The sequence below is a fragment of the Ruminococcus gauvreauii genome (assembly GCF_025151995.1).
Lineage (GTDB): Bacteria > Bacillota > Clostridia > Lachnospirales > Lachnospiraceae > Ruminococcus_G > Ruminococcus_G gauvreauii.
The window spans coordinates 3,270,414-3,295,084 of record NZ_CP102290.1 but is presented as its reverse complement, the minus strand read 5'-3'; the positions used below and the strand labels follow the sequence as shown (position 1 = coordinate 3,295,084).

General features: G+C 46.7%; 17 protein-coding genes. 6 read left to right on the top strand and 11 right to left on the bottom strand.

Annotation, left to right across the window (positions count from 1 at the left end; all coding sequences use genetic code 11):
- Window positions 1-6 precede the first annotated feature (6 nt).
- Together NQ502_RS15575 and NQ502_RS15570 are read right to left on the bottom strand one after the other, a co-directional pair.
- On the bottom strand, window positions 7-7,362 hold the full coding sequence (locus NQ502_RS15575; protein ID WP_049898021.1) for a non-ribosomal peptide synthetase: 7,356 nt from the start codon (window positions 7,360-7,362) through the stop codon (window positions 7-9).
- 247 nt (window positions 7,363-7,609) lie between these two features.
- The gene (locus tag NQ502_RS15570) at window positions 7,610-7,885 is read right to left on the bottom strand and encodes a DUF1294 domain-containing protein (RefSeq protein ID WP_028527465.1); all 276 of its coding nucleotides are present in this window, start codon (window positions 7,883-7,885) and stop codon (window positions 7,610-7,612) included.
- 83 nt (window positions 7,886-7,968) lie between these two features.
- Here NQ502_RS15570 and NQ502_RS15565 point away from each other — a divergent pair, with 83 nt between their 5' ends.
- Genes NQ502_RS15565 through NQ502_RS15555 form a run of 3 tightly spaced genes read left to right on the top strand, consistent with a single transcriptional unit; the run spans window position 7,969 to window position 10,405 of the window.
- On the top strand, window positions 7,969-8,889 hold the full coding sequence (locus NQ502_RS15565) for a diacylglycerol/lipid kinase family protein (protein ID WP_028527466.1): 921 nt from the start codon (window positions 7,969-7,971) through the stop codon (window positions 8,887-8,889).
- 18 nt (window positions 8,890-8,907) lie between these two features.
- The gene (locus NQ502_RS15560; RefSeq protein ID WP_044982942.1) at window positions 8,908-9,744 is read left to right on the top strand and encodes a glycerophosphodiester phosphodiesterase family protein; all 837 of its coding nucleotides are present in this window, start codon (window positions 8,908-8,910) and stop codon (window positions 9,742-9,744) included.
- 19 nt (window positions 9,745-9,763) lie between these two features.
- Window positions 9,764-10,405 carry a phosphatase PAP2 family protein gene (locus NQ502_RS15555; RefSeq protein WP_044982943.1) on the top strand — a complete coding sequence of 214 codons (642 nt, stop codon included), beginning with the start codon at window positions 9,764-9,766 and terminating at the stop codon, window positions 10,403-10,405.
- Here the strand turns inward: NQ502_RS15555 and NQ502_RS15550 are convergent.
- Window positions 10,398-11,414, bottom strand: coding sequence for a glycosyltransferase family 2 protein (locus NQ502_RS15550; RefSeq protein WP_028527469.1), 1,017 nt, complete (start codon window positions 11,412-11,414; stop codon window positions 10,398-10,400). The genes NQ502_RS15555 and NQ502_RS15550 overlap by 8 nt on opposite strands.
- The gene (gene mutY, locus NQ502_RS15545; RefSeq protein WP_242830204.1) at window positions 11,411-12,517 is read right to left on the bottom strand and encodes an A/G-specific adenine glycosylase; all 1,107 of its coding nucleotides are present in this window, start codon (window positions 12,515-12,517) and stop codon (window positions 11,411-11,413) included. Before mutY ends, NQ502_RS15550 begins: the two co-directional genes overlap by 4 nt.
- A gap of 162 nt (window positions 12,518-12,679) precedes the next feature.
- On the opposite strand from mutY, the gene NQ502_RS15540 reads away from it, so the two are divergent.
- The gene (locus NQ502_RS15540; RefSeq protein WP_044982944.1) at window positions 12,680-13,306 is read left to right on the top strand and encodes an HAD family hydrolase; all 627 of its coding nucleotides are present in this window, start codon (window positions 12,680-12,682) and stop codon (window positions 13,304-13,306) included.
- Window positions 13,307-13,382: 76 nt separating this feature from the next.
- On the opposite strand, the gene NQ502_RS15535 is transcribed toward NQ502_RS15540, so the two are convergent.
- The 5 genes from NQ502_RS15535 to NQ502_RS15515 form a co-directional block, all read right to left on the bottom strand.
- Window positions 13,383-14,255 carry a phosphatidylserine decarboxylase gene (locus NQ502_RS15535; RefSeq protein ID WP_028527472.1) on the bottom strand — a complete coding sequence of 291 codons (873 nt, stop codon included), beginning with the start codon at window positions 14,253-14,255 and terminating at the stop codon, window positions 13,383-13,385.
- A gap of 21 nt (window positions 14,256-14,276) precedes the next feature.
- The gene (locus NQ502_RS15530) at window positions 14,277-14,954 is read right to left on the bottom strand and encodes a CDP-alcohol phosphatidyltransferase family protein (protein ID WP_028527473.1); all 678 of its coding nucleotides are present in this window, start codon (window positions 14,952-14,954) and stop codon (window positions 14,277-14,279) included.
- Between the two features lie 17 nt (window positions 14,955-14,971).
- Complete coding sequence (locus NQ502_RS15525) at window positions 14,972-16,006, bottom strand: lysylphosphatidylglycerol synthase transmembrane domain-containing protein (RefSeq protein ID WP_028527474.1); 1,035 nt, start codon at window positions 16,004-16,006, stop codon at window positions 14,972-14,974.
- Complete coding sequence (locus tag NQ502_RS15520; protein WP_028527475.1) at window positions 16,003-16,716, bottom strand: phosphatase PAP2 family protein; 714 nt, start codon at window positions 16,714-16,716, stop codon at window positions 16,003-16,005. Before NQ502_RS15520 ends, NQ502_RS15525 begins: the two co-directional genes overlap by 4 nt.
- Window positions 16,717-16,922: 206 nt before the next feature.
- On the bottom strand, window positions 16,923-18,617 hold the full coding sequence (locus tag NQ502_RS15515) for a L,D-transpeptidase family protein (RefSeq protein WP_049898023.1): 1,695 nt from the start codon (window positions 18,615-18,617) through the stop codon (window positions 16,923-16,925).
- Window positions 18,618-19,352: 735 nt separating this feature from the next.
- On the opposite strand from NQ502_RS15515, the gene NQ502_RS15510 reads away from it, so the two are divergent.
- Complete coding sequence (locus NQ502_RS15510) at window positions 19,353-19,553, top strand: cold-shock protein (protein ID WP_028527477.1); 201 nt, start codon at window positions 19,353-19,355, stop codon at window positions 19,551-19,553.
- Between the two features lie 138 nt (window positions 19,554-19,691).
- Here NQ502_RS15510 and NQ502_RS15505 read toward each other — a convergent pair whose 3' ends face one another.
- On the bottom strand, window positions 19,692-21,488 hold the full coding sequence (locus NQ502_RS15505; RefSeq protein WP_028527478.1) for a glycerophosphodiester phosphodiesterase family protein: 1,797 nt from the start codon (window positions 21,486-21,488) through the stop codon (window positions 19,692-19,694).
- Between the two features lie 302 nt (window positions 21,489-21,790).
- Here NQ502_RS15505 and NQ502_RS15500 point away from each other — a divergent pair, with 302 nt between their 5' ends.
- Window positions 21,791-23,320 (top strand): ASKHA domain-containing protein, encoded by a 1,530-nt coding sequence (locus NQ502_RS15500; protein WP_028527479.1) that lies wholly within the window; start codon window positions 21,791-21,793, stop codon window positions 23,318-23,320.
- A 625-nt stretch (window positions 23,321-23,945) separates the two neighbouring features.
- Here NQ502_RS15500 and NQ502_RS15495 read toward each other — a convergent pair.
- Window positions 23,946-24,470, bottom strand: a complete 525-nt coding sequence (locus NQ502_RS15495; RefSeq protein WP_148511874.1) for a hypothetical protein — start codon at window positions 24,468-24,470, stop codon at window positions 23,946-23,948.
- Window positions 24,471-24,671: the final 201 nt, after the last annotated feature.

Genomic DNA, 24,671 nt, shown 5'->3' with positions numbered 1-24,671 from the left:
TCAAAATTAATCGTCAAAATTTGCAGTTAATCCAATGAGCAGTTTTTCATATTCCGGTATTCTTTCCGTGAATCCGGCATCTGCCAGTTCTCTCTGAGTTTCCGTACACACCACACGTATTGTGCTCTTTGACCGCTTCATACGGTTCCAGAAATCCAGCAGCGGTGCCAGTATTTCACGGTTTGTCTCATTCATTCTGTCTGACAGAACCAGGTCAAACTGCCCGTCCGGTATAACCGACAGTTCGGGTACCAGGATCTGTGCAACCTGAATCATCGCAGGCGGACTGCTGTTCAGAAGGTGGCACGTAGTTCGTTTCATCCGGTGCAGCGCAAGTACTGCCCTTGCACACCAGTCTACCGGAGTCAGATCGACCGGTATATCCTGCATGGATACCGGTATACAGCCTAGTTTTCTCACTGCCCGCATCAGCAGAAATGCCGCGTTACTCTGCGGGTTTCGCTGAAAAACACCGTCCGATGAACGGTTTATGATTCTGCCAAGTCTGTAAACTCTTGCCTGAAGCCCTTCTTCCACTGCCCTGTATACTTCAGCCTCCGCCAGAAACTTGCTTTTGAGATAGATATTGTCTTCCCAGTTCTGTCCAATATAAAAATCCTGCTCCGAAAAGACTGCTGTCATATCCGGCTGCCCTTTCAGGTATTCTCCTCCGATACTTGCCGTAGACATATGGTGAAGCACGGCATTGGAATATCTGGCGAGCTCAATAACCGTTCTGGTTCCGCCTACGTTTCTCTCCAGAAACTCTGCTTCATCGGCGGCATAATGGCGTACATCCGCAGCACAGTGATAAATCACATCGATATAACCCGCCAGATTTCGAAACGCATCTTCTGACATTCCAAACCGCGGCTGTTCCAAATCACCGAAAACAACCCGTATCCGGTCACCCGCACGTGAAACAAATCCAGCGCCGAAATACCATGTCAGTGCATCTGACAGCCTTTTTTTATCGGCTCCTCTTAGCAGGCACAGAACCTGAGGTACTCCGCTGCTGATCAGTTCGTATAAAAGATGAGCCCCGAAAAAACCGGTTGCGCCTGTCACAAAGACTGCTTTCTGTCCGGGTGTTGACAGTATCCGGGCTTCTGGAACCACAGCAGGATAGCATACTGCATCTCTCCGCCCCGATACGTGTTCCTCTCCTCCAAACAATGCTGCCTGCCCGCGTGCAGTCGGATTCTCATAGAACTGAGCCATGGTCATTTCCAGTCCCTCGTTGAAAAAGCGGCTCAGCACATTTAAAGCTCCAAGTGAAGTTCCCCCCTGCTCAAAAAATGACTGGTCTGCAGACAGTCCGCTGCATCCCAGAACTTCGCTCCAGATATTCAGGACCTTTTCCGTGATCCGATCATCTTCTTTTGGCTGTTCCATGTCGGTTAGACGTACCGTTTCTTCTTTCAGGCGCTGTCTCAGCGTCAGAATATCTATTTTCCCATTGTCTGTGACAGGAAGTACATCGGCAGTATGAATTCTGGCAGGAACCATATAGGCAGGCAAAGACGCACGGAGCCAGTTTTCCATCCTCACTTCTGAGTGTTCTGCACCTGCTGCCGGAACATAATATGCGCACAGCTGTGATGACCCGTCCGGCTTCTCTGACGGAAATACCACTGCTGACTCCGTAAGTTTAGATTCCAGCATGACATTCATAATTTCCGTAAGCTCCACTCTCTGTCCGTTGATTTTCACCTGATCGTCCTGTCTGCCCAGAAACTCAATACTTCCATCCGCCCGAAGCCGGCCCATATCACCGCTTTTATACATTTTCTGGTCGGTAAAATAAAGGTCGGTAAAAAACGCCTGTTCTGTCAGTTCCGGATGTCCGGCGTAACCCTCTGAAATTCCCTCTCCGGCAAGATATAACTCACCGTATGCTGTCGGCAGTACCGGCTGCCGTTCCTCATCCAGCACATAAACCCGGTAGTTCGGGAGCGGTCTGCCTATGGTTATCGCTTCTCCCGGATGAATCTCCGCCATCGTTGTACACACGGTCGCCTCCGTCGGGCCGTACATATTGACCAGTCTGCCAGCTGAACATTCCCGAAATGTTTCCGCGAACCCCGGATGCAGGCTCTCTCCGCCCGCGATTACCAGTCTCAGTTCCTGTGCCGCTTCACGGAAAGCCTTGTTTCCAAAACACAGTGCCAGTCTGGAGGCAGTCATCTGAAGAAATTGCACCTGAGTGCATTTCACGAGATCTGCCAGTCTCCATGGAAGCAGCATCTCCTCTTCATCCGCCAGCACGACTTGATTTCCCATCGCAAGCGGAAACAAACTCTCCACTATGAAAATGTCGAACATCACATTCGCCGTACACAGAACTGCGCCGTCAATATCTCTCATCACATGTTTCATATCCTGGTACAGGTTCGAGACACTGCGATGTCGGATCATGACACCTTTGGGACGTCCGGTGGAGCCTGAGGTAAAGAGCACATGGATCAGGTCCTCTCCTGTCACCTGCACATACGTCTCCTGCGGGTTCTCTTCAAAAGCATCTGCATCGAGGCATATGATCCCCGGTATCCCTGCAATCATTTCTCTGCTTTTTTTGTCGCACAGAATCTTCCGTACTCCTGCAGTTTCCGCCATATAACAGATTCTTTTCTGCGGAAGTGAAGCCTGCATCGGAACGTACGCGCCCCCCGCCATCAGAATACCCAGCATCCCCGAAAACAGTGCCGGCGTTCTGGCAAATGCAAGACCGATGCGTTCTCCTTTTTCTGCACCGGCTGCCACCAGGCCCGCCGCGATCCGGGCGGCCTGATTCATCAGCTGCTCATATGTCGTCGTTTTTCCGTGCCAGATCACTGCGGTATGGTCCGGCTGAATCTTTGCAATTCTCTGAATCATCTGATGAATCGGCAGATTTGCAAACGGCTGGAACTGATAATTCGGCAGTTCCAGCAGTGAGATTCTGTCATTTACCATCAGATACGGCAGTTCACTGATCTTCTCTGTCTTTCCTTTTATAAGCCCTTCGACGATGCTCTCCATGCATCTGCCGTACAGGGCGATCGTTTCTTCCAGAAAATAAGAAGAAGCATATTCAAAATGAAGCTCGTATTGTTCCTGCTCTTTTACCAGCTCAATAAAAAGCTCTGTCTTCGTCGTTTGCGTATGAACAGGAAGATATGTTGCCTCTCCCCCCGCCAGGACCAGCTGACCGGCATCAAACGGCCGCATGGAAAATGCCGCCTGATAGAGTGGATTCCCCGAAAAGGTTCTGGGAAGTTTCAGCGCTGAAATGATGTCCTCGAGTGAACAGTTCTGATGTTCCAGCATATGATTTACTTCTTCTTTCACCGCCTGGAGATACCCTGATGGCTCCATCGCTTTGCACGGCTTCAGACGCAGCGGCAGTGTGTTGATAAACGGCCCGCAGATCTCCTTCAGCTGTCGGTGCAGCCTCATGGAAACCGGCGTTCCGATTATCATATCCTGTTTTCCGGAAACCGCCGAAAGCAGTATGCCGTATGCCGCCAGGAACAGCATGTAAGGCGAGATTCCCTGTTCTGCACAGAACTCACTGCATTTTCTGGAGAGTCCGCTCTGGATTCGATGAACATAATAATCCCCTCTGAAATCAAAAGTCTTCAATCGCGGAAAATCAGTCGGCAGCATGAGCTGCTGTGGCAGAGGAGTCAGGTGTTCCTCCCAGTACGCTCTATCCGTTTCCCGGTTACTGTCTGTCTTAGCAGAGACAGCGTATGCAAAATCGAGATAGCTTAATTCACATATCTTCTGCCTGGCGCCCTGATAATACCGTTCCAGCCGCGACATCATAAGAGGCGTACTCATCCCATCTCCGATGATATGGTGGACATCGATCAGTAAGATGTTCTCCCCCGCATCGTCTTTCAGGATCCCGGCCCTCAGAAGCGGCGCCCTTGCCAGGTCAAACGGAACTACAAATGAGCTGCTTACCTCAGACAGATCTGTGCCCCTCAGTATCTGCAGTGAAAATTCCACCTGTTCTCTGACACGCGCAAAAATCCCTTCCTGTTCCTGTACAAATTCTGTGCGAAACAGCGGGTCCTCTGCGATCAGCTGCCTGAACGCGCCTTCCAGTCTCCCTGTATCAACATCTTCCCGGAGACGAAAAGCACCCGGCATATGATAGGACAGTCCCCCCTCATCCATACGCGACTGCACATAGATGCCCTGTTGTATCGGCGACAGCGGATAACGTTCCATAGCGGGAGCAGGTTTCAGGTGTTCCTGCTGCGCACGGGACGGGCTTCCCGCTTTTTCTTCTTTGCATATAAACTGTGCCAGCCTTCGTGCAGTTCTGCAGGCATATAAATCTGACACGCGGACCAACTGTCCGGTCTGCTCTTCAAGCTCGCCCAGCACTTCCATGGCATTCAGGGAATTTCCTCCATACAGGAAATAATCACTGTCTGCTTTGATCTCCGGCTGTTTTAATACCCTGCAAAACACGGATGTGATCTGCCTGACCAGCGCGCTGTCCTGTTCACTCTCAATGTTGTTTCCCATAACCGGCGGCGGAAGCCGGCTTTCATCTGTCTTTCCACTTGAAAGCAGCGGCAGCTTTTCCATTCTGATAACAGCAGCGGGTATCATATATCTCGGCAGATAGGAAGCTGCAAATGTCAAAAGTTCAACCTCAGGAATTTCCTCATCCGCACAATAATAAGCTGCCAGCACCATCTGTCCATTCAGCTCACATACTTTTGCAGCCGCCTCTTTGACCCCCGGGTAGGATGCGATGCAGTCTGCAATTTCCTGGGGCTCCACTCTGAGCCCGCGCAGTTTGACCTGACGGTCAAATCGGCCGGCCAGAAGGATTTCTCCATCCTGAGTCCAGCAGGCAGCATCTCCCGTTGCGTACATGATCTCCCCTGTCTCAAAAGGATTCTCTGTAAATTTCTCTTTTGTCAGCTGTTCATCCCCCCGGTATCCTCTGCCGACGCAGAGGCCGCTGATGTACAGCTCACCATATACCCCTGCAGGCAGTGGGTTCATCCACGGATCAAGTACATACATCCTGCAGTTTTGCATCGGTTTTCCGATCGTGATCGCCGATGCGTCTCCAAGCTCCTTAACTGTCACGCCCACTGTCGTCTCCGACGGTCCGTATTGATTATAGATACGGGCGCAGGTACAGGTCTTGAGCTGTTTTAAAAGTTCTCCCGGGAAGGCCTCGCCGCCGCACACAATGCTTTCCATCATCCGCATCGCACGGCAAAATACCGGTTCCTTTAAGAACGCGGTCAACCGGGACGGTGTAATGGAAAGAAATCCGACTGCATATCCCCGGATCAGTTCGGCGAGCCTGCGGGGGGATTCCTGTTCCATATCTTTGGGAAGGACTACCGTCCGTCCGTTCAGCAGTGCTGCCGTGCTTTCAATCGTAAATGCGTCAAATCCCGTATTGCATACGGAAAGTACTGCTCCCCTCCCGTAGACCGGTGTCATGGCACGGCAGAAATTCAACAGGTTCTTCTGTGTGATCTCCACCCCTTTCGGCTCGCCTGTACTCCCGGATGTATAAACAAGATACGCAAGATCATCCATCGCAGCTCTCCTGCTGTCGGCAGGGGAATTGGATGCATATACCTCATCCGCAAAAATCACCGGAGTCTGTACTTCGTCTCTTATCAGCTGTTCATATATGTCGCGCTGTGTGACCAGAACCCCCGCACCGCTTTTCTCCAGAATCAATCGTATCCGTCCTGCCGGAAGTTCAGGAGACAACATCAAATATGCATTTCCTGAATGCAGTACTCCTGTCAGTGCCGTAAAGAGTGAGAAATCCCTCGGAAGCAGCAGCGCTGCAACGCCCGCATCCTCTCCAAGAATTCCCTGCAGCCGCGCGGAAAGAACTGCACCTCGCTGATCCAGTTCCTCATAAGTCATCCTTTCGCCGCCGCAGATGGCAGCTACCCGATTCGGATGTTCCCTGACCTTTTCACGAAATACATCGTACAGGCACTTTTCTTCCAGCGTCCTGGCTGTATGGTTGAAGGTATAAAGTACACGCTCTCTCTCTTCTTTCGAGAGGACTGCAAGCTGGTAGATCGGTTTTGACGGGCTTCCGAGTGCCTCCTGAAGAATATTCTCCAGATTCCCATGAAGCCGGTAAATCTCATCCTCTGAAAACAGCTGTGTCAGGTAATCATAGTCAACGGAATACTGCCTGTGATCCTCCATATTGCTCAGATGAATACAGAGCTGCTCCGCCTGATATCCGCTGTAATGCCATCTCCCCTGAAAAGTAACGGATGCATCCGGACTTTCATATACCTTACTGTCCTGATAAGACAGCGCGATATGGAACAGCCTGCTGTCTTCCCTGCCATAATTGTCCGCAAGCTGTACAATATGCGAAAATGGAAATCTCTGATGGCGGAGCAGCTCATACCACTGATCCATCAATGCTTCGTTGAACTGATCAAGACTCCAGTCATCGTCGATCTCATTATAAAAAGGTAAGGTATTCACAAACATTCCGGTGCTTTGTTTTTCGATAAAATTAGTCCGGTTTACGATTGGTGTACCGACCGTAAACCGGACTGCTCCTCCGATTCTCCTGAAATATATCGCCAGAGCCATATAAAATACTGCAAATGGCGCGACACGATTTTTTATACAGTATGAGTAGATTGCATGATTGAGTGTCTGCGGCAATTGAAAACTCAGCCTGCGTCCTACGGGACTGACAGCTGCGCTTTTTACCGACTTGATGACCGACGGCTCTCCCGACTGTCTGACAACCTGTTCCCAGTATTCCCGGTCGCGGCTGTACGTCCTGGAGTTCAGATATCTTTCCTCTTCCTCCACATGCTGCCGGTAATCCGGGGCAGCTTCGATCTGCGGTTCTCTTCCCGCCAGAAGCTCCAGGTAGTACCGGGCGATGCGGTTACACAGCAGCATCTGCGCCCAGCCATCTGATATGATATGGTGAACCTTAATAAAGACACCGCCCTCGTTTTCTCCCGAGCGGAATAAAACGAAGCGATACAAAGGCATGTCAAGCAGAGGAAGTACCTCACGGCTCACGGTCGCCTCCCAGCTTTCAATCCCTCTGTCGTTTGTATGTGTAAAATCATATACTTCAAAAGCCTGTTCCCTGTATGGAACGTGATACTGCATCGGCACATCGTCCTGCATCGTCAGCTGCGTACGGAGTGAGATATCCGCTTCCAGAACCATCTGAATGCTCTTCTGCAGAAGCACAAAGTCTATCCGTCCGTGGATACGGATGGTGGTACTGATATTGTTTATCGATGTCCCCGCAAATGTTCGCTCCAGATTCCATATGTTCTGCTGACTTTGAGATAGTGGAAATACCAGAATCTTTTTTTCACTCACTGATTGTCCCGCCCTTTTTCTGTCTGAAATAATATGTCCTGTTAAGTATACCCATGTATTATAGTTATACCTTCTTTTCAAGCTAAAATCAATAAAATTGTCAGAATCTGTCGTTGTTTTTCATAATACAGCATTCAACTGTCTTTTTTATGTCTTTTCAAGCAATTTTGCGTTCAATATCAGCATCTCACGATTTTTTTATATCCCATCCGTTCAGCTCTCAATCCCCTCACGGTTCATAAAGTTATCATCCGGAGTACTCCATGAAAAAACGGATCAGCAGCACCGTATGGCAAGCCAAAAGTACCGGAATGAGTAATGTAAACTTTTTATGCTTTGTCTTATGCCGGAAACCATAGATTCCCAGGAGCGCCCCGGCTGAACCTCCGATCACTGCCAGCAGCAGAAGGGTGCGTTCCTTTACCCGCCACTTTCCAAGCCGTGCGCGGCGTTTGTCCATTCCGTAAGCAAAAAGTGTTATCAGATTTATCATAAGCAGATAGCCTGCCATATATTGCAGCATAGTGTCATCCTTTCATTTTATAATTAATTCACTTGTCGATTATAACAGCAGCTGTTAAAATACTTAAAGAGGAGGGATACGCCTTGTACTATTTTATCATTAATCCAAAATCCCGTTCGGACCTGGGCGCCAAAATATGGAGTCAGGTAGAACAGGAGCTACAGAAACGCCGGGTCGTCTACCAGGCATTTCTGACAAAATACCGTGGTCATGCAAAGAAGCTGGCCCGAATGCTCTCCGACACACTGACGCAGGAGGATATTCTGGCTGCCATCGGCGGAGACGGAACGCTCAACGAGATTGTGAGCGGACTGACCCACCCGGAACAGATAACTCTGGGGTACATTCCCACCGGTTCAGGCAATGATTTTGCACGCGGTGTCGGTTTGGCAAAAGACGTACCCACCGCACTGCAGGCAATCCTGAAACCACAGGTCATCCGAAAAATAGATATTGGAGTCTGCCATGCATCAGGCAGGGAGCGCCGTTTCGTGATCAGCAGCGGCATTGGGTTTGATGCAGGTATCTGTCATGAGGCGCTGGCTTCCCCGATCAAAGATTTTCTGAACAGATTCGGACTCGGCAAACTGACCTATGCATCCATTGCGCTCAGACATCTGCTGTTCTTTAAACGGTTTGATCTGCGCCTTTCCATGGACGGCGGCCGCAGTGCCTCTTTTTGCAACGTCTGGTTTGCAGCTGCGATGAATCTGAAGTATGAGGGCGGTGGATTTAAGTTTTGTCCTTCTGCAAATTCAGCTGACGGCTTTCTGGATCTCATGGTTGTATCCGGTATCTCAAGACTGAAGGTGCTGCTCATGCTGCCTGCCGCATTTTTCGGAAAACATACGCACCTGCGGGGAGTCCTCTTTCTGAGATGCCGCAGTGTACATATCAGCACCAGCATCAAACGGCCGGTGCATCTGGACGGTGAATCCGGAGGAAGCCTGGACAGCCTTACTATCAGTTGTCTCCGTAAACAGCTGAGTGTCATCATCAAATAATCGGGAGGCCATATTCTCATGTTTCTATCTTTGTTTCTGCTGTTGTTGGTATTATCTGTGCTGGTGCTTCTGCTGCTGGCTTTGATGCCCCGTACCGCCATGCAGCAGCAGTGCAGTGATTTTTGCGGCCTGATGTTTGCTCACCGCGGGTTATGGTCCGGGGAGGAGATTCCTGAAAACTCGATAGCAGCTTTCCAGCGTGCTGTGAACCGGGGTTTTGCCATTGAACTGGACGTACAGCTCACAAAGGATAACGAGGCTGTCATCTTTCATGACAACTCTCTGCGGCGCATGTGCGGCACCGATGGCAGAATCAGCGACCTTACACGCGAACAGCTGAGAGCGCTGCGCCTGAACGGCAGTGCCGAGGCCATTCCCAGCTTAAGTGAAGTACTCACTCTGGTGTCTGGCCGGGTCCCTCTGCTTATAGAGCTGAAATCTCATCATACCGATACAAAAATCTGCAGCGTCGTTACGGATCTTCTGCAGAACTACAGCGGAAAATACTGCATCGAATCATTCAGCCCCTTTGTTCTGCACTGGTATAAAAAGAACCGGCCGGATGTCGTGCGCGGTCAGCTTTCCTGCCGCTTCGATCCCGTCGAAGATCCTCCCAGACCCCTGCTGTTTCTGAGTGAGCACCTGATGTTCAACTGGTACGGGCGTCCGGACTTTATCGCTTATGAATATGACCGCGGCTCCCGCCTGCTTGTCCTGAAATTTCTGCGCAAATGCTTTGGCACTCCGGCATTTGCCTGGACGATCCACTCAGAAAGTGCGCTCATGAAAAGTCGGAAATATTTTGACTCCGTCATTTTTGACCGCTTCACCCCGGACTGCCCTACAAAAAACTAACGACTAAGGAGTGATTTTCTTGCGTCTGATACGCAAATACAAACACGGCTTTACCATATTGATCTTTGGCATTATTTATATGTTTTGTTTTGCCCTGCTGGAAGACAGGTCGGTAGAGAATCTTCATATTATCTCCGCCCCTCTGAACGATGTGATTCCTTTCTGTGAATACTTTGTCGTCCCATATGTTTTCTGGTTTGTATATATGTTTGTGGCCATTTTATTTTTCATTTTTATCAATCCGGACAAACGGGAATACTATCAGATGTTTTTCAGTCTTGCCAGCGGCATGACGCTGTTTCTGATCGTCTCTTACGTTTATCCAAACGGTCTGAATATCAGACCTGTAGAATTTGCCAATGACAATATTTTCACCGACGTTGTGCAGCTTCTCTACAGACATGATACCCCCACAAATGTGCTGCCGAGTATCCATGTCTTCAACTCGCTGTGCATTCATCTGGCTCTTGCAAATTCAAAAATGCTGCGGCAGGACCGCTGGCTGAAATGGGCATCTCTGATTCTGACGCTCGCCATCATCGCCTCAACGCTATTCCTGAAACAGCATTCTCTCATTGATGTGATCACGGGAATAATCCTGTGTATGATCACATACTTTATATTCTACAAGAGCAGTCTTGTATCACGGCTTCCTAGTTGAAGCCGTAGATACGCTGCACGATCTTATAAGCCGTGATCGAAAACTTACGGCCTCCCTTGCCTGGAAGATTCATTGTCCTCCCGAGCAGTCCATACCGCAGTTTCAAATATGTCTTGCCATCCGCGGCCTTCAAATATCTCCACAGCTCACTTTTCTTAGCCAGATTCTCATCCGTTCCGGACCGCAGTAAAATGACGGACGAAACCGTCATAATGATGGACAGTGCATGCATCATATAACTCCGCGCATGCTTGTTCAGCGATTTCTGCTGTGCCATGCAGTCGATCATCATCCGGTTGACCATCAGCTGCTGATCTACTCTTCTGATCATCACTGACTCATTCACCGACTGGTCCACTCTCCCAATATAGTAACGATAGAAATTCACATCGGCATAATACATGTGTTTCACGTAGGGGAAGGGTATGAATGCGACGAGATTGTCCACATAAAATGTGTGCTTCGGCAGCTTTAATCCACATTCACGCAGCAGTTCCGTACGGTAGATCAGCGAATGCATCAGCAGATAATGGCTCTTGCCCAGCGGCTTCACCTCATCCCAGCCAAAGATCCTGCCCTGGGGCAGGGCGTTCGGATAGCGCATCACCCGCTTATGCCTGGCGCCGACCTTTTCGTAGACGTAATTGCTGATCAGCATATCCAGTGTTTCCGGTCCGCCAAGACACTTCTTTAATATTTCCAGAATCGCCTTATACGCAGATTCACTCACCCAGTCGTCACTGTCCACCACTTTAAAGTACAGCCCCCCTGCATTGGCAAGGCCTGTATTGACAGCCTCACCGTGACCCCCATTTTCCTGATGGATCACTTTTATGATCGAGGGATATTTTCTGGCATATTCATCTGCAATTTTCGGTGTGTCGTCTGTGGATCCGTCGTCCACAATGACGATCTCTACCTCATCTCCTCCTTTCAGCAACGATTCTATGCAGGTGCTCATGTACTCCTGTGAATTATAACAGGGCACTGTCACTGTCAACAGTTTCATAGTTCTCCTCCTGTATATTTTTCCTGTCCCAGGCGCATATTCAGATAAGCCGCGTAGGCACCGAATGCGGCGGGTACAGGATATTTTTCTTCAGCATGACGGATATCTACAAACATCATGTCAAGATGTTGGCTGCCCTCCAACGCGGCAACTTTTACAACGTATCCGATCATCCTCCATTCCACATGCGAAAAAATGTGTTTGGATTGTTCTATCGGAAAGATACGGAGTGTCGTCAGCTGATATCCCTTCATTCTCTCCAGGACTTCGTTCTCACTCAGATGTCCGTCAAAATTCACGAGTTCATACAGCCCCGCTAAAAGTCCCTCGGACGGGCGCCTGCGTATCGCAACTTTCTCTCCGTCCTGGATGATCAAAACGGTCTTTTCTTCGATACGGCGTTCCTTTGCCTTTTTCCTGACCGGAATCTCATCCAGTCGGTCATGGAGCTTCGCACCGCACATCTCTGCAAGCGGGCATTCCCCACACTTTGCCGACCCATTCGGCACACATACTGTCGCCCCCAGTTCCATCAATGCCTGATTGAACTCCCCGGGCGCCCCCGCCGGCATAATCTCCGAAAGCTGCGACCGGATCCGCTTTCTGACTCTCTGTTTCAGAATATCCTCTTCATTTTCGGTCAGCCTTGATATCACCCGAAGGACGTTGCCATCCACGGCCGGAACCGGTATCTGATATGCAATCGATGCAACCGCTCCCGCCGTATAATCACCGATCCCGGGAAGTCCCAGCAATGCATCATAGTCTGCAGGCAGTTTCCCGTCATAGAGCTCTACGACCTTCTGTGCGGCTTTCTGTATGTTTCGTACCCGGTTATAGTATCCCAGTCCTTCCCACAATTTCAACAGCTCTGACTCATCACAGCGTGCAACATCCTCCACGGTCGGAAGCGCCGTGATAAACCGCTGAAAATACGGCTTAACTGCCTCTACTCTGGTCTGCTGCAGCATGATTTCCGATATCCAAATATAGTACGGATTTTTCTGTTCCCTCCATGGAAGCACCCGTTTATGATCCTGATACCACCCGATCAGCGGCTCAACAATGCACCTCAGTTTTTCAGTGTTTTCATATTCTTTCACAACTGTTCTCCGTCTTCTTTTGATCCAAACACTTTGCGTTCTCATTATAACATGGACATTATAAAAAGGAAAGTCAAGGCTGGCTCGCTGCCCGCAGAAATAAAGATTGCATTTTCCAGGGATTCTCTATAAAATAAAGTCCAGAATGGGAGGATAAAACTTATGACTGACAGTATAATATTCGATGTAGACGGAACACTCTGGGATTCCACGGAAATAGTCGCCAGGGCATGGACGGAGGTGCTGGCAGCAAAAACATCTCTGAATCTCACGATCACCCCCGGCCTTCTGAAATCTGTGTTTGGCAGAACACTGCCGGATATCGCCAGCATTTTATTTTCAGACGAAACACCCGACAGGCAGCTCGAACTGATCGACCTGTGCTGCGAACACGAACATGAACTGCTCAGAAAATATGGTGCGCCGCTGTATCCAGCCTGGTCACAGGTCTTTGAGATACTGTCCGGGCGCTACCCGCTGTTTCTTGTCAGCAACTGCGAAGCCGGTTATATCGAGACTTTTCTGGAATGCACCGGTTTCGGCTGCTATATCAAAGACCATTTATGTCCGGGCGATACTGGAAACGCCAAAGCTGACAATATCCTTGAGATTATCCGCAGGCATGACTTAAAGTCCCCCGCCTATGTCGGCGACACGGCCGGGGATTACAGAGCGGTAAAAGAGGCGGGGCCTCAGATACCATTCGTATTTGCCTCCTATGGATTTGGTGAAGTTGAAAATCCGGATTATATCATCCACAGTCCACTGGATTTAACAAACCTTTTTTGACAGCACAGGAGGAGGAAAGGCTATGTCGCGGTATCATCTGATATAAAGAAAAAAATCCCTTCACCGGGATTTTTTCTTATGCTTCGCCTATCCTCTCGCCCATCTTTACGATTGTCTCATAACCTTTTTCGGTATTATGTATCAAGCGATCATCAATGCTTACCGCTCCATCCTGGAACAGAAGAACCACCGTAGAGCCCCCAAACTCAAACCTTCCTTTTTCCTGGCCCCGCTTCACGGGGCACGCCCCGTGGTAATTGGTGATGCGTCCCACCATCAGAGCTCCTACCTCCATCATGACAACCGTTTTAAAATGCCGGCTTTTAAGAAGAGAATATTCTCTGGTGTTCTCCTTGTAGATCGGCAGCACATCGCCTGCTGCTGGGTTAACCGTATGAAAGACACCCGGGATCCGATGATTCTTTGACTTTTTTCCGTCATCAATATAGCAGTAACGGTGATAGTCGTCCACCGTCAGACGAAATACGCAGGCCCATCCTCCCTCATACCGTTCAGCCAGTTTATCTGACTGCAGAAGAGAACTTACCGTATAAAAAGTATTTTTAATGCAGAAGCTGCTCTCTGTGCCTCCCTTTTGCGAGATCGGATACACACTCAGCTTTCCGTCACACGGACATACCAGTGTTTTTTCGCTTCCTTCCCAGGGACGGTACTGCGGTTTTATTTTCCTGGTAAAAAAATCATTGTAAGAACGGTATTCCTGTTCCTGGTAACACGTCATATCAATCTGATTTTTCCTGACAAAGGGTGCGATCAAAACCTTAGACCACGGCCGTTCAAGAAACCATCCGCCTGCCTTTGATAATCCCGGACGCACCAGAAATTTCAGCATTTCTCTTCCAATACGGTGAGAATAGAGCCAGCTGAGCATCCTGTCCTGTGTTGTCTCTTCACTCTTCACCCTGCCGTTTCTGTCAATATATTTCATATAGAATACCTCTCATCTCTGCTACGCAGGGTACTTCCTGCACAGCCATGGCCAGCCCGCATGAAGCCTGACCCGATAGTTCGTAAAAATAATCATGATCAGCACCGCGATCCCTACCACCGACACCAGAATTGCCAGAGTGCTGTTCTTAGGTTTCCTGAGCCTGAAGTTCACGACAAACAGCACCCCGACACCGAGGAGCGCCAGATGCAGGCATATCCTGAAGACCCAGTCCGGTACAAAAAACTGGATCATAAATACCAGAGGAAGAACTACCGCCATAGAAGTAATGGGCAGACCCCGGTAAAATTTTTCTCCATCAGCCGTCACCAGCGCATCCCTCATTTCCATGACATTAAAATATGCAAGCCTGATCACGGAATTCACACAGTACAGTATGATAACTGCAATACCAAGCGGTCCCCGAACTCCCAGCAGATAACAGATCAATGCCGGGAATGCGCCAAAGCAGACGACATCACACAGTGAATCAATCTGTATGCCAAACGCCTTTTCATCTTCTGTCCGGTCTTTCTTGGTACGGGCAATCTTCCCGTCAAACATGTCACACAGTCCGGAAATCGCCAGACAGAGAATCGCCGTCTTAAACCGCCCATGAATGGCCTGCGTCATTCCAAATACAGATGATGCGAGGCTTATGTATGTTAAAACCACTGTATAATTATAAAATCCTATCATTTTTCTCTTTTCCCCAATCACGTTTTATCTAAAGTCTCCCGCCCAATCGTCAAATGGGCAAATAAAGTCATACCTGCGCTGAGCAGCAGCTGCACATAAAATGCGATTCCCCTGCTCAAAACCATTCCCGGAAGCAGCAGCCCTGCCGCAAAAATGGTCTTGAAAATAATCAGAAACAGGTTTTCACTGATCCCCATCCCGCCTGGCAAAGGCAGCATATCAACCGAGACCGATATCACAGCTTGGAGCATCACAACATCATAAATGTGTGCTCCGTGAAGTCCCAGTGCCTTGTATACAAACCATGTGACAAAAAACAAGGCAAACCGCTGCAGAAAAGTTATCGCCAGTACATTGACAATCACTCTCATATGGCTTCTCAGATACGATGCCGTCGCATTATACTGATCCATGGATGCTTCCATTTTCTGAGCACGCTCCGGCCTGTGTTTAAGAATGTGAATACGCTCCAGCATACCCAGACATTTCATCACGATGAATTTTGCCAGGACCGGATGAAACGCCAGGACCGACATGGCAATACAGCAGATCACATTCAGAAACACTCCCAGATAAAAAACCGGCAGAATTCCTTCCAGATACCGGCTTACAAACCCCCGCTGAAAAAATGCCACAAAAAGCCCTACGCCCACCAGAACCAGTTTATAGGTTATCGTAACAATCATCAGCACCAGCGTGGAAACAGGAACCGGTATTTTATGCTTTCGCATATAATAGATCTGCATGGGTTGTCCCCCGCTCGCAGACGGCGTTATGGCGCTGAAAAAGAATCCCACACATGAATACAGAAAACAGGTCCATTTTTTCTCATGAATATCCAGCGTTCCAAACAGGTAATGAATAATAATGGACTCACCCCAGATAAAAAACACAACACCGAACACTCCCGGAAGCAGATACCATGGATTCACCCGCATGATCTCCCGTACCACTTCATGCAGATCCTCACCCCTGAATACACTGTAAACCGTCAGTAAAAACACAAGCAGGAGAAATACAGTGTTTACGATCTTTTTCTTTCTGCTTGTCACGATTCACCTTCCTTCCCCCAGGATCTTCTCTGTCTGTACAAAAGCTTTTGACTGGCCGCGTCAAATAACCTTTCCGGATATCTGTAAAGCTGCGTATGGATTGCCAGCCAATAAGTTCCCTCCGCCACTAAAATCCCTCCGAATACATCCACGATATAGTGCTGTTTGGTCATCTGCGTAGAGACACAGACTAAAATCGCAAACAGACAGGAAAATATCCGGTAGCCTCTGTGTACGTTCGATCGACCGCGTATCCCGATATAGCAAAACCAGCTCACCAGGCAGTGGATCGACGGGAAAAGTCTGGTCGGCTGATCCGCCTGGTATATCATCTGAAGAACCGTTACCCATAATCCGTCCCCCGCCAAAACCGGTCTGACATTCGTCGTCGGAAGCACCAGATAGATAAGCCCGCATATGATTCTGGACATCATATCTGCGGTTACAAACCGCATGCAATGCTCTTTTCCCTGTTTCGCGATCAGGAGGTAATTCACAATCCAAAATATGTAACATCCCAGGTAAATCGCAGCAAATTCCGGCACCACCGGCACGGCTCTGTCCACCGGAAGTGTCAGGTCATAGTGTTTTCGTCCCTCTGTCAGCCAGCTGACTCCCAGATAAACCGTAAAATTCACCGCCACGCAGGACAACAGCGGTAAAATGGCATATGACGGCAGTATTGATTTTTTTGTCTTGATATTCTCCATGATGACTTCCCCTTAGCTGTTTATGGACTATTATAGCAAACTTTTTATCAATTGTACGGTTTATCCCAGTTTCTTAATGAAATCCTAATAATTTCTTTAGTATTAAACCATATCCTGCAAGATTTTCTGAATCTTCCCAATCCGTAATTTTGCGCTCAATTAAAAACCGGTCCTCATTATGAGAACCGGTTCCTTACACTCTGTGCCTATCTTAATGAATACTGTTCTGTATAAAAACATATGATCGGCACATCTTTCGTTATGATATTGTATATCGCCTGTGCCTTGGAATACGGAAGGTTAATACAGCCGTGTGATCCCCCGTTCTTATAGATTGTACCTCCGAACGAGCCTCTCCATGACGCATCGTGGAGACCGATTCCTCCATTGAACGGCATCCAGTAATTGACAGGCGACTCATACGAATAGCTTCCATCCGGCAGTTTGTCTCCGCGGAGAACCCTGTCTTTCTGTTTATAAGTCAGGGTAAAGATTCCCGGTGGTGTGTATCTGTCTCTCGTCATCTTCCCGGAAACAAACGAACTCTGAACAACGATCTGACCGTCCTGATAATAATACAGTTCCTGATCTGTCAGATTCAGTTCGATATAAGTATTGCCAAATCCGTTGTTTTCTGTAGAAACTTCACGGCTTGTATAAACAGGTTCTCTGGCAATCTGATCATTATTCGCTATATTTCTCGTCAGCTCGGCAATTTCCTCAGACTGATTAATCTTCCAGCCGTAATCTCCCCCTCCTACCGTAATCTCAAGACCACTGGTGGTTGTAAACGGACGGTCCTTTCCGGCAGTATCGACCCGGGATGCCATATCTGCGACATATTCCGCAATCTTCTGCTGCATAACTGCCTCATCTTTATAATAGTGACCATTTTCATCGATAGAAAGCCAGTCACGGATCGTATTTCCATTCAGCACTTCTTCTCCCGTCGGAAGCTGATAAATTATGCTGGCTGTCGTAAGCGAGTTAAGCTCTTCCACCTGCCTGTTGAGTGTCTCATCACTGCTTCGGACTGCAGGCTGTGCATAGACCCCCTGTTCTTCCGCAGAAAGCTCTGCCACACTTTGGGATACCGCCTTTTTCACGGCATCAAAAAATGCCTCGGTATCGATCGTGGTTCCCTCTACTTCCGGAACGATCTCAAAATGTCCGTTCTGAAATGCTATATATGCATCAGCCGGGGCCTGCATCGCTTCAGGCTGCATACAATCCAGAGCCATCACCTGTTCCCTGAGTGCATTTTCGTCATATGTGATATTTTCTGCCACCTCATAATGGGCCGGTTCAAAATAGCCTTTAATCCACAGCAGCGGATTCTGTTCTTTTTGGGCCTTTTCAACGCTTCCGTCCGGCGCATAGGAATAAGCTATGGTCTGGCCCTCAAAGTTCTTAATCTCATTCCCTCTGAACTTCAGATCAATACGGTAATCTTCTACTTTTTTCTTTATAAGAGCTTCTGCCTGGTCCGCAGTCAGCCCTTCACAGTCAATATTATTGATCGTCGTTCCCGGAAAGAATTTGTCGCTGTAATTATGAGCATAATACCCATAAACACCGATTCCCGACAGCAGCGCTAATACAAAGAGAACAAGAATGATCTTTCCGGCAATTCCTTTTTTCTTCTCAGGCATATCTACCTCTTCCTCAGGCGGTCCCAAAGTGTCAGCATACACCGGAGGCGCTTTTAATACCGGTTTTACTTCCATTTTCTTTGGTTCTTTCACCTTTGGCTCTTTTTTATTCTTCTTTTTTGTATCCGGGTTATCTATCTGTTCCGACACCGGAATATGGCCAATTGTATCCTGAATGATCTTGTCCATCGCCAAATCAATTCTGGATTCCAGGTCGGGTGATGTGTTTTTATCTTCTGTTTCGTTCATCGACATTTTTACTCCAATTTCTCTAAAATTCAACAGGTTTTATTATAACATATAATCTTCATTACTTAAGCACGAATACAAATTCTTTATAATAATTTATATTTCTGTAAAAAATATCCCTATGTCTTACACTTATTAGAGGTCAGACTCGTTCATTTGGTTGCATTTTTTATAAAATACCTGGAATAACTGGAATTTTTTATTTTCTCATACTATAATAGAATTATATCATCAATACAGAAATGAGGTTCATTATGGATTACACAAAAGTTTATGATTACAAATGTCCAACCGATGCCAGTAAAGTGACTCATACAGTGACTTTTACCAAAAGTACCTGCGATCGCTTTGACGACTCTGTGACCCGATTTAAATGCAGCCGCGACTCCAAATGTGCTAAATGTGCAGAAAACTACCGTTAAAGTCTCTTACTAATATTTCCTGTTGGTTTCTTCTGTATACATTTTGGCCCGCTCATTTTCTTAGCAGAGACCATCGATGTTCTTATTATACATAGAAACGTTCATGCGTACAATTGTTCTGCCTGACTTCATATAATTTTCATATTTCATTTTGTTCTTGACTTCTTTTTATTTTCATGTTATAGTAAAGAAGTATTTTTAATAAGTTTTGATTTCGCATATTTTTGTAAGTCATTATTCTATTAATGATTTACAGGTTTATGCGTTTTTTTATTTAGTGAAAAATGCAATTATAATTAAGGAGGTATCTTTCATGAATAAGGGTACAGTAAAATGGTTTAACGCAGACAAAGGTTATGGTTTTATCACAGGAGAAGACGGATCTGACGTATTTGTTCATTTTTCCGGTCTTGCAATGGATGGCTACAAAACATTAGAAGACGGCCAGTCAGTTGTTTTCGAAACCACACAGGGAAATCGCGGTTTACAGGCTGTCAATGTACAGGTTGCATAACGCTTGAAATAGTACCGTTTGAATAGCCTTGTGCCATACAGGCAGAGTCTATGAAATAGAATATGCTCCCTATATAGAAAACAGATTACATCAAATCTGTTCTATATAGAGAGCATATTTTATTCCCATTTTGTTCGTTTAAAAGAATATGTCTGTAACCTCATCCATTAAGGGATTTTCCCCTGATGTATCCATGATATACCGCACCAGCAGAGGATTATCTGTAACGATACCATCAACATCGCATCCGAGTACCTTTTCAATGGTGTCATCACTGCTGGCTGTCCATCCGTACACCAGTTTTCCCTGAGCATGTGCCGAAAACACAAGTTCTCTCGATAAGAACGTTGTCTCCACACTATAACAGTCAATCTGCTGCAGATCATAGGACCTGGATACAAGCAAAACCGAGATATACGTTGCTTCTAATCCAGGCTTCAATGATTTTACCTGACGCAGCAAATCCAGATCCATCGATGCGATATTACACTGCTGTTCCATATCATATTTCTCAATAAGCGCAAGTGTATCCTCAACAAGGCTTTTCTCATGCCCTGTCGTCTTGAGCTCTATCATAAGGTCAATCTTTCCTTTGGCAGCCCTCAGCATCTCTTCCAGCAAAGGCACCGGTTCCCGGGCATATTGGGGAGAATAATATCTTCCTGCGTCCAGCTCTTTTACCTGTCCGTATTCGGTATTCCAGGTATTCAAGTCCACACCCGTGGTTCTTTTAAAATTCGTATCATGCAGAACTACAAGCGTACCGTCTTTTAGCTGCTGAACATCAATTTCTGCCATATCTGCCCCGTCTTCAATTGCCTCATTTAATGCAGCCACTGTGTTTTCCGGTGCAAAAGCTGCACCGGCACGGTGCGCGATCACTGCTGCCCCCGAACTGTCTGAGCTGAAAAACTGCCTGCCCAATTCAGTATCCCCCATAAAAATAAGCGTAACAATCACAGTGAATACTACAGCCGAGCGAATTATCACCCTCTTCACCGTCCAGGTCTTCTTTACTGCTCCGGGACGTATTTCTCCCCTGTAACAGTGATATAAAACAATTGTAATGGCACAAAAGAACACGGAGAGAACTGCACCTGTCACAAGATTCCAGACACCTGTAAAGGTATTGAAGGACATTCCAAAATACCATCGACCTTCATTCGCCCCATGCAAGAACTTGGAAAACCCGGCGATGATGCTTACCGCAATGATCCACACAACACTAAGTACCGTCAAAAACACAAGAATATAAGAAAAAAGTTTTCCTATCGTACGTATCTTTCTTCCTTTTAACAGATTCATACTTACTTTCCATGAATCACGAAAGGAGTAATCCGTCAGAAGAAGTGTCGGATATCCAAACAAATAAAGAAAAAACATATAATTAACAAAAATAATTACCGCTGCCAGCAAACAAACAGATAGCCTGTTGTCTGTAATTGCAGTCATGATAAACTCAGGAATCTTGAATTTTCGTAAAAAAGCACTGGCAGTCCCGAAAAAGGTAAGAGGCATAAAGAATAACAGAAGAAAAGATGCAACGCGCCTGATGTTAAACATGCCAAGAATTTTTATGAATGACATGCGAACCAGTTTCCACGCAGTTATCTTTTCTCTATTCCAGCTTTTTTCGCAATATAGCGTTAATGCAATAATTTCTACATACAGATACGCTCCCAACATGACGCCAACGCACAACAGTACCAAAATCGCAGCGGGACTGCTGAATAACCTGACAATGTTTTCCTGACTGAGATGACTCTCATTGATCAGGTCAGGCAGATAGTTCGTTACAGAACCAAGAGACGGAAAAAATAAGCTGATTCCCACTATTTTATAGATCAGTTCAAAAGATATCAGTGCACTCCAGTTTTGTATAATAACAGAAAAGGCCGTCCGAACTTCCATACCTTTAATTTTATTTTTTGTCATTTCCAGCCCCCTGACTATCGTATTAAGAAGAGTATTCCTTCATTTTATGCTTATCATACTGTCTAAGATATATCTTTGATAACCATTATACCACGGTTCGCCAAGAGTATCTTGATCTTTCTCCCGCCTGGGATTATACTGACGTTGGCAGCACTGCTCCGGGTGCGGGAAAAATGTACAATTAACCAGCCGGCCCGTCCAGTGCAGAGAAATAACTGTTAATAAAATGACACTTGTGAGAAGGGAAAGGTGAGTATATGAATTCTCGTAAGGATTGGGACAACTCAGAGAAGGGTGCGGATATGAAATCCAGTGAGAAAATATATCTTACATTATTGCCGCCGACCGAAGAAGACCCGAGGAGTGATCAGTTGAGGATCTTAGACGCATTGTCGGCTCTTGGGTATTCTCCCGCAGAAATCCCGCTTGCGGTGCTTCAGCAGCTTCACCGCTCATGTATGAAGGAGAATTACCGAATTACCGTGAGTCTGGTTTACCGTGAAAAGGACTGGGTGGTCACTGCCGTTGAGCCTGGTGATACCCGGGATACTCATTATGGAATTGCTGTGGATTACGGTTCCACCACCATTGTTATGCAGATGATTGATTTGAATACCGGCAAGGTGGCCGCGCAGGCCAGTGAAATGAACGGGCAGATTCAATATGGAACGGATATCTTAACACGTATCACTTATACGATGGAATCTTCTTCCCATGCAGAGGACATGCATCGTGCAACAGCCGAAACATTCCGGCGTCTGCTCCTTTGTTTGACACAGGAAACAGGAATTCCGGCAGAATGCTGTACTCTGATGATTATTTCCGGCAATACCACCATGATTCATTTCCTGTTGAAGCTGGATGCCAGTACCGTATTCTTCGCACCGTACACCCCGGTTGCTCTGACCCCCGGATGGTTTTTCGGAAAGGAAATCGGGCTTGATTTTTCCGGTATCGTATACATTATTCCGGCGGCGTCCAATTATATCGGAGGTGATATCGTCAGTGGACTTTTGAATCTGGACTTTTGTCAAAGTGATGAAGTTAAGCTGTTCTTTGATATTGGCACAAATGGAGAATTGGTGATTGGCAACCGCGAATGGCTCCTGGCCGGAGCAGGAGCGGCCGGACCCGCTCTGGAGGGTTATATCAGCCGCTTTGGTATCCGGGCCCAGAACGGCGCGGTAGATTCTGTGAAAATCCAGGATGGGGAACTTTCTGTGACAACGATCGGCAATCAGAAGCCTGTGGGAATCTGCGGTTCCGGCATCATTGACTTGCTGGCACAGATGAGAATTCACGGATGGATTAATATCGCCGGCACATTCAATCCCGATGCCTCCTCAAGAATCACTTACTTGCCGGAAGAAAGTCAGTATGTCGTTATCTATGCCGATGCCAGGGAATCTGCCCTGGGTGAACCGCTGTATTTTTCCCAAACAGACCTCAGCCAATACCTTGATACAAAGGCGGCTGCTCATACGATGATTGATTGTATTCTGGAATATGCCGGATGCAGTGAAGCGGAGATTACCCGCTGTTATCTTTCAGGGGCTTTTGCTGCACATTCAGACCTGAACTCGGCAATAACCATCGGAATGTTCCCGGATTTGCCTCGTGAGAGATACGTCTGCATCGCCAATGCCTCTCTGGATGGTGCCCGTACTCTGTTGCTGGACCGCTCGCGTTTGAAAGACATAAACTATTTTACAGAAACACTTTATTGCATACAGTTTGCTTCCATACCGGATTTTATAGTGCGCATGCAGGCAGCAAAATTTATTCCACACACGGATCTGAAAAGGTATCCATCGGTTCTGTTTTTAGAGTAGTGTGTTTTCTAATTAGCAGATACATCCTATGATATCGCAGATTTGCCAGCATTCCCTGATACCTATCATAGTTCCAAAACAACGAAAAGACCACCCGCATGGGTGGTCTTAAATTTTCATATTTGCCTCATAAAAGACCGCCGGTAGGAAAGGGCCACATAGCGTATCATACCAAGTTTGCAATTATAATCTAGTCTTATGCTGCATATACTGACTCGCAATACGGCGTTCCTTCGGAGGCCGCTACTGACATTCTTTGCTTCTTTTACTGTTTTTCTTTGGTAATAAATATGAGCAATACCGTAACGTTTATCTTAAAGAAAAAGAGTGATATATATTAGATATATCCAACGCTGCACACACTATCCCTATAATCACTACTGCTTCGAAAAAACAATTGATTTTTTTCATTTTAATAAGTTCCTTCATAAGCTCCAATATTAGGTATATCAAACGAGGCTCCTGAAAATTCCATTTCAGCAGGTCGTATATTAGGAGGTGCGGCAGGTATAGTTAACATAGGCGTATCTGTGAGTTCCCAAGCATCAAAACTCAAGCAAAAACTAAACTTATATCAGCAGTTATACCTCTAGGCTTCTATTGACTATATCCTCATATTCTGTTTTTATGTATTTTCATCGCTTTCTTCGTAAACCACTCCTGCAAAATCTTTTAGTACAGCTGTCCCGTCACCATTATCTACGCAACCTGCACCTATTAATGTGACCCCCTGATAAAGCAACTCATAGGTTTGTTTAGGGCAGCGCATGGTGATACTGCTCTCAGGCATTTTTTCCATACCTGTATAATGCTTAAACACCACCATATATTTTCCGTCCTCGATATATTTCTCGGATGTCGTTACTTTATAGAAAATCCGATAGGAAAAACTGTTACAATAAAATGTAAAAGCCAATATCCCCAAATATATAATGATTAATAACCAATGTTTTCTCAAACAAGTACAGTTTCTGGTTACTATCGCTTCTCGAATCAACAATAAAGGTATGATCAATAATGCAGCGAAACTAAGTATATATAATCCTCTTAAAGCATTAGTTACTATTTGACTGTTTAATATCTCGAAATACAAAATCCACTTTGCTAAAATGTATATGATTGCAGATATTAAACAAATTACTTTTTTCATATTGGTAATTCTTCCCATAACGAGCATAATTAGCATGAAACTGTGTTTTGTGAGCGTTGCTTCCCAGTTACCACACACCTCCCACATAAACAAAAAATCACCCAAATTCACAGACTGGCGCATTGCCATTAGCATTCTGACTTAGGAAGTGTATGCCTTCCAATACAGAGCTGTCGTTCCGGATTCTCACCGGATTGCCGT

Coding starts and splice junctions, on each gene's coding strand:
- NQ502_RS15495 (WP_148511874.1), bottom strand. CDS start 24,470: ATGAAAAAAGTAATTTGTTTAATATCTGCAATCATATACATTTTAGCA.
- NQ502_RS15520 (WP_028527475.1), bottom strand. CDS start 16,716: ATGGAGAATATCAAGACAAAAAAATCAATACTGCCGTCATATGCCATT.
- NQ502_RS15550 (WP_028527469.1), bottom strand. CDS start 11,414: ATGAAACTGTTGACAGTGACAGTGCCCTGTTATAATTCACAGGAGTAC.
- NQ502_RS15560 (WP_044982942.1), top strand. CDS start 8,908: ATGTTTCTATCTTTGTTTCTGCTGTTGTTGGTATTATCTGTGCTGGTG.
- NQ502_RS15510 (WP_028527477.1), top strand. CDS start 19,353: ATGAATAAGGGTACAGTAAAATGGTTTAACGCAGACAAAGGTTATGGT.
- NQ502_RS15500 (WP_028527479.1), top strand. CDS start 21,791: ATGAAATCCAGTGAGAAAATATATCTTACATTATTGCCGCCGACCGAA.
- NQ502_RS15570 (WP_028527465.1), bottom strand. CDS start 7,885: ATGCTGCAATATATGGCAGGCTATCTGCTTATGATAAATCTGATAACA.
- NQ502_RS15540 (WP_044982944.1), top strand. CDS start 12,680: ATGACTGACAGTATAATATTCGATGTAGACGGAACACTCTGGGATTCC.
- NQ502_RS15530 (WP_028527473.1), bottom strand. CDS start 14,954: ATGATAGGATTTTATAATTATACAGTGGTTTTAACATACATAAGCCTC.
- NQ502_RS15515 (WP_049898023.1), bottom strand. CDS start 18,617: ATGAACGAAACAGAAGATAAAAACACATCACCCGACCTGGAATCCAGA.
- NQ502_RS15535 (WP_028527472.1), bottom strand. CDS start 14,255: ATGAAATATATTGACAGAAACGGCAGGGTGAAGAGTGAAGAGACAACA.
- NQ502_RS15505 (WP_028527478.1), bottom strand. CDS start 21,488: ATGACAAAAAATAAAATTAAAGGTATGGAAGTTCGGACGGCCTTTTCT.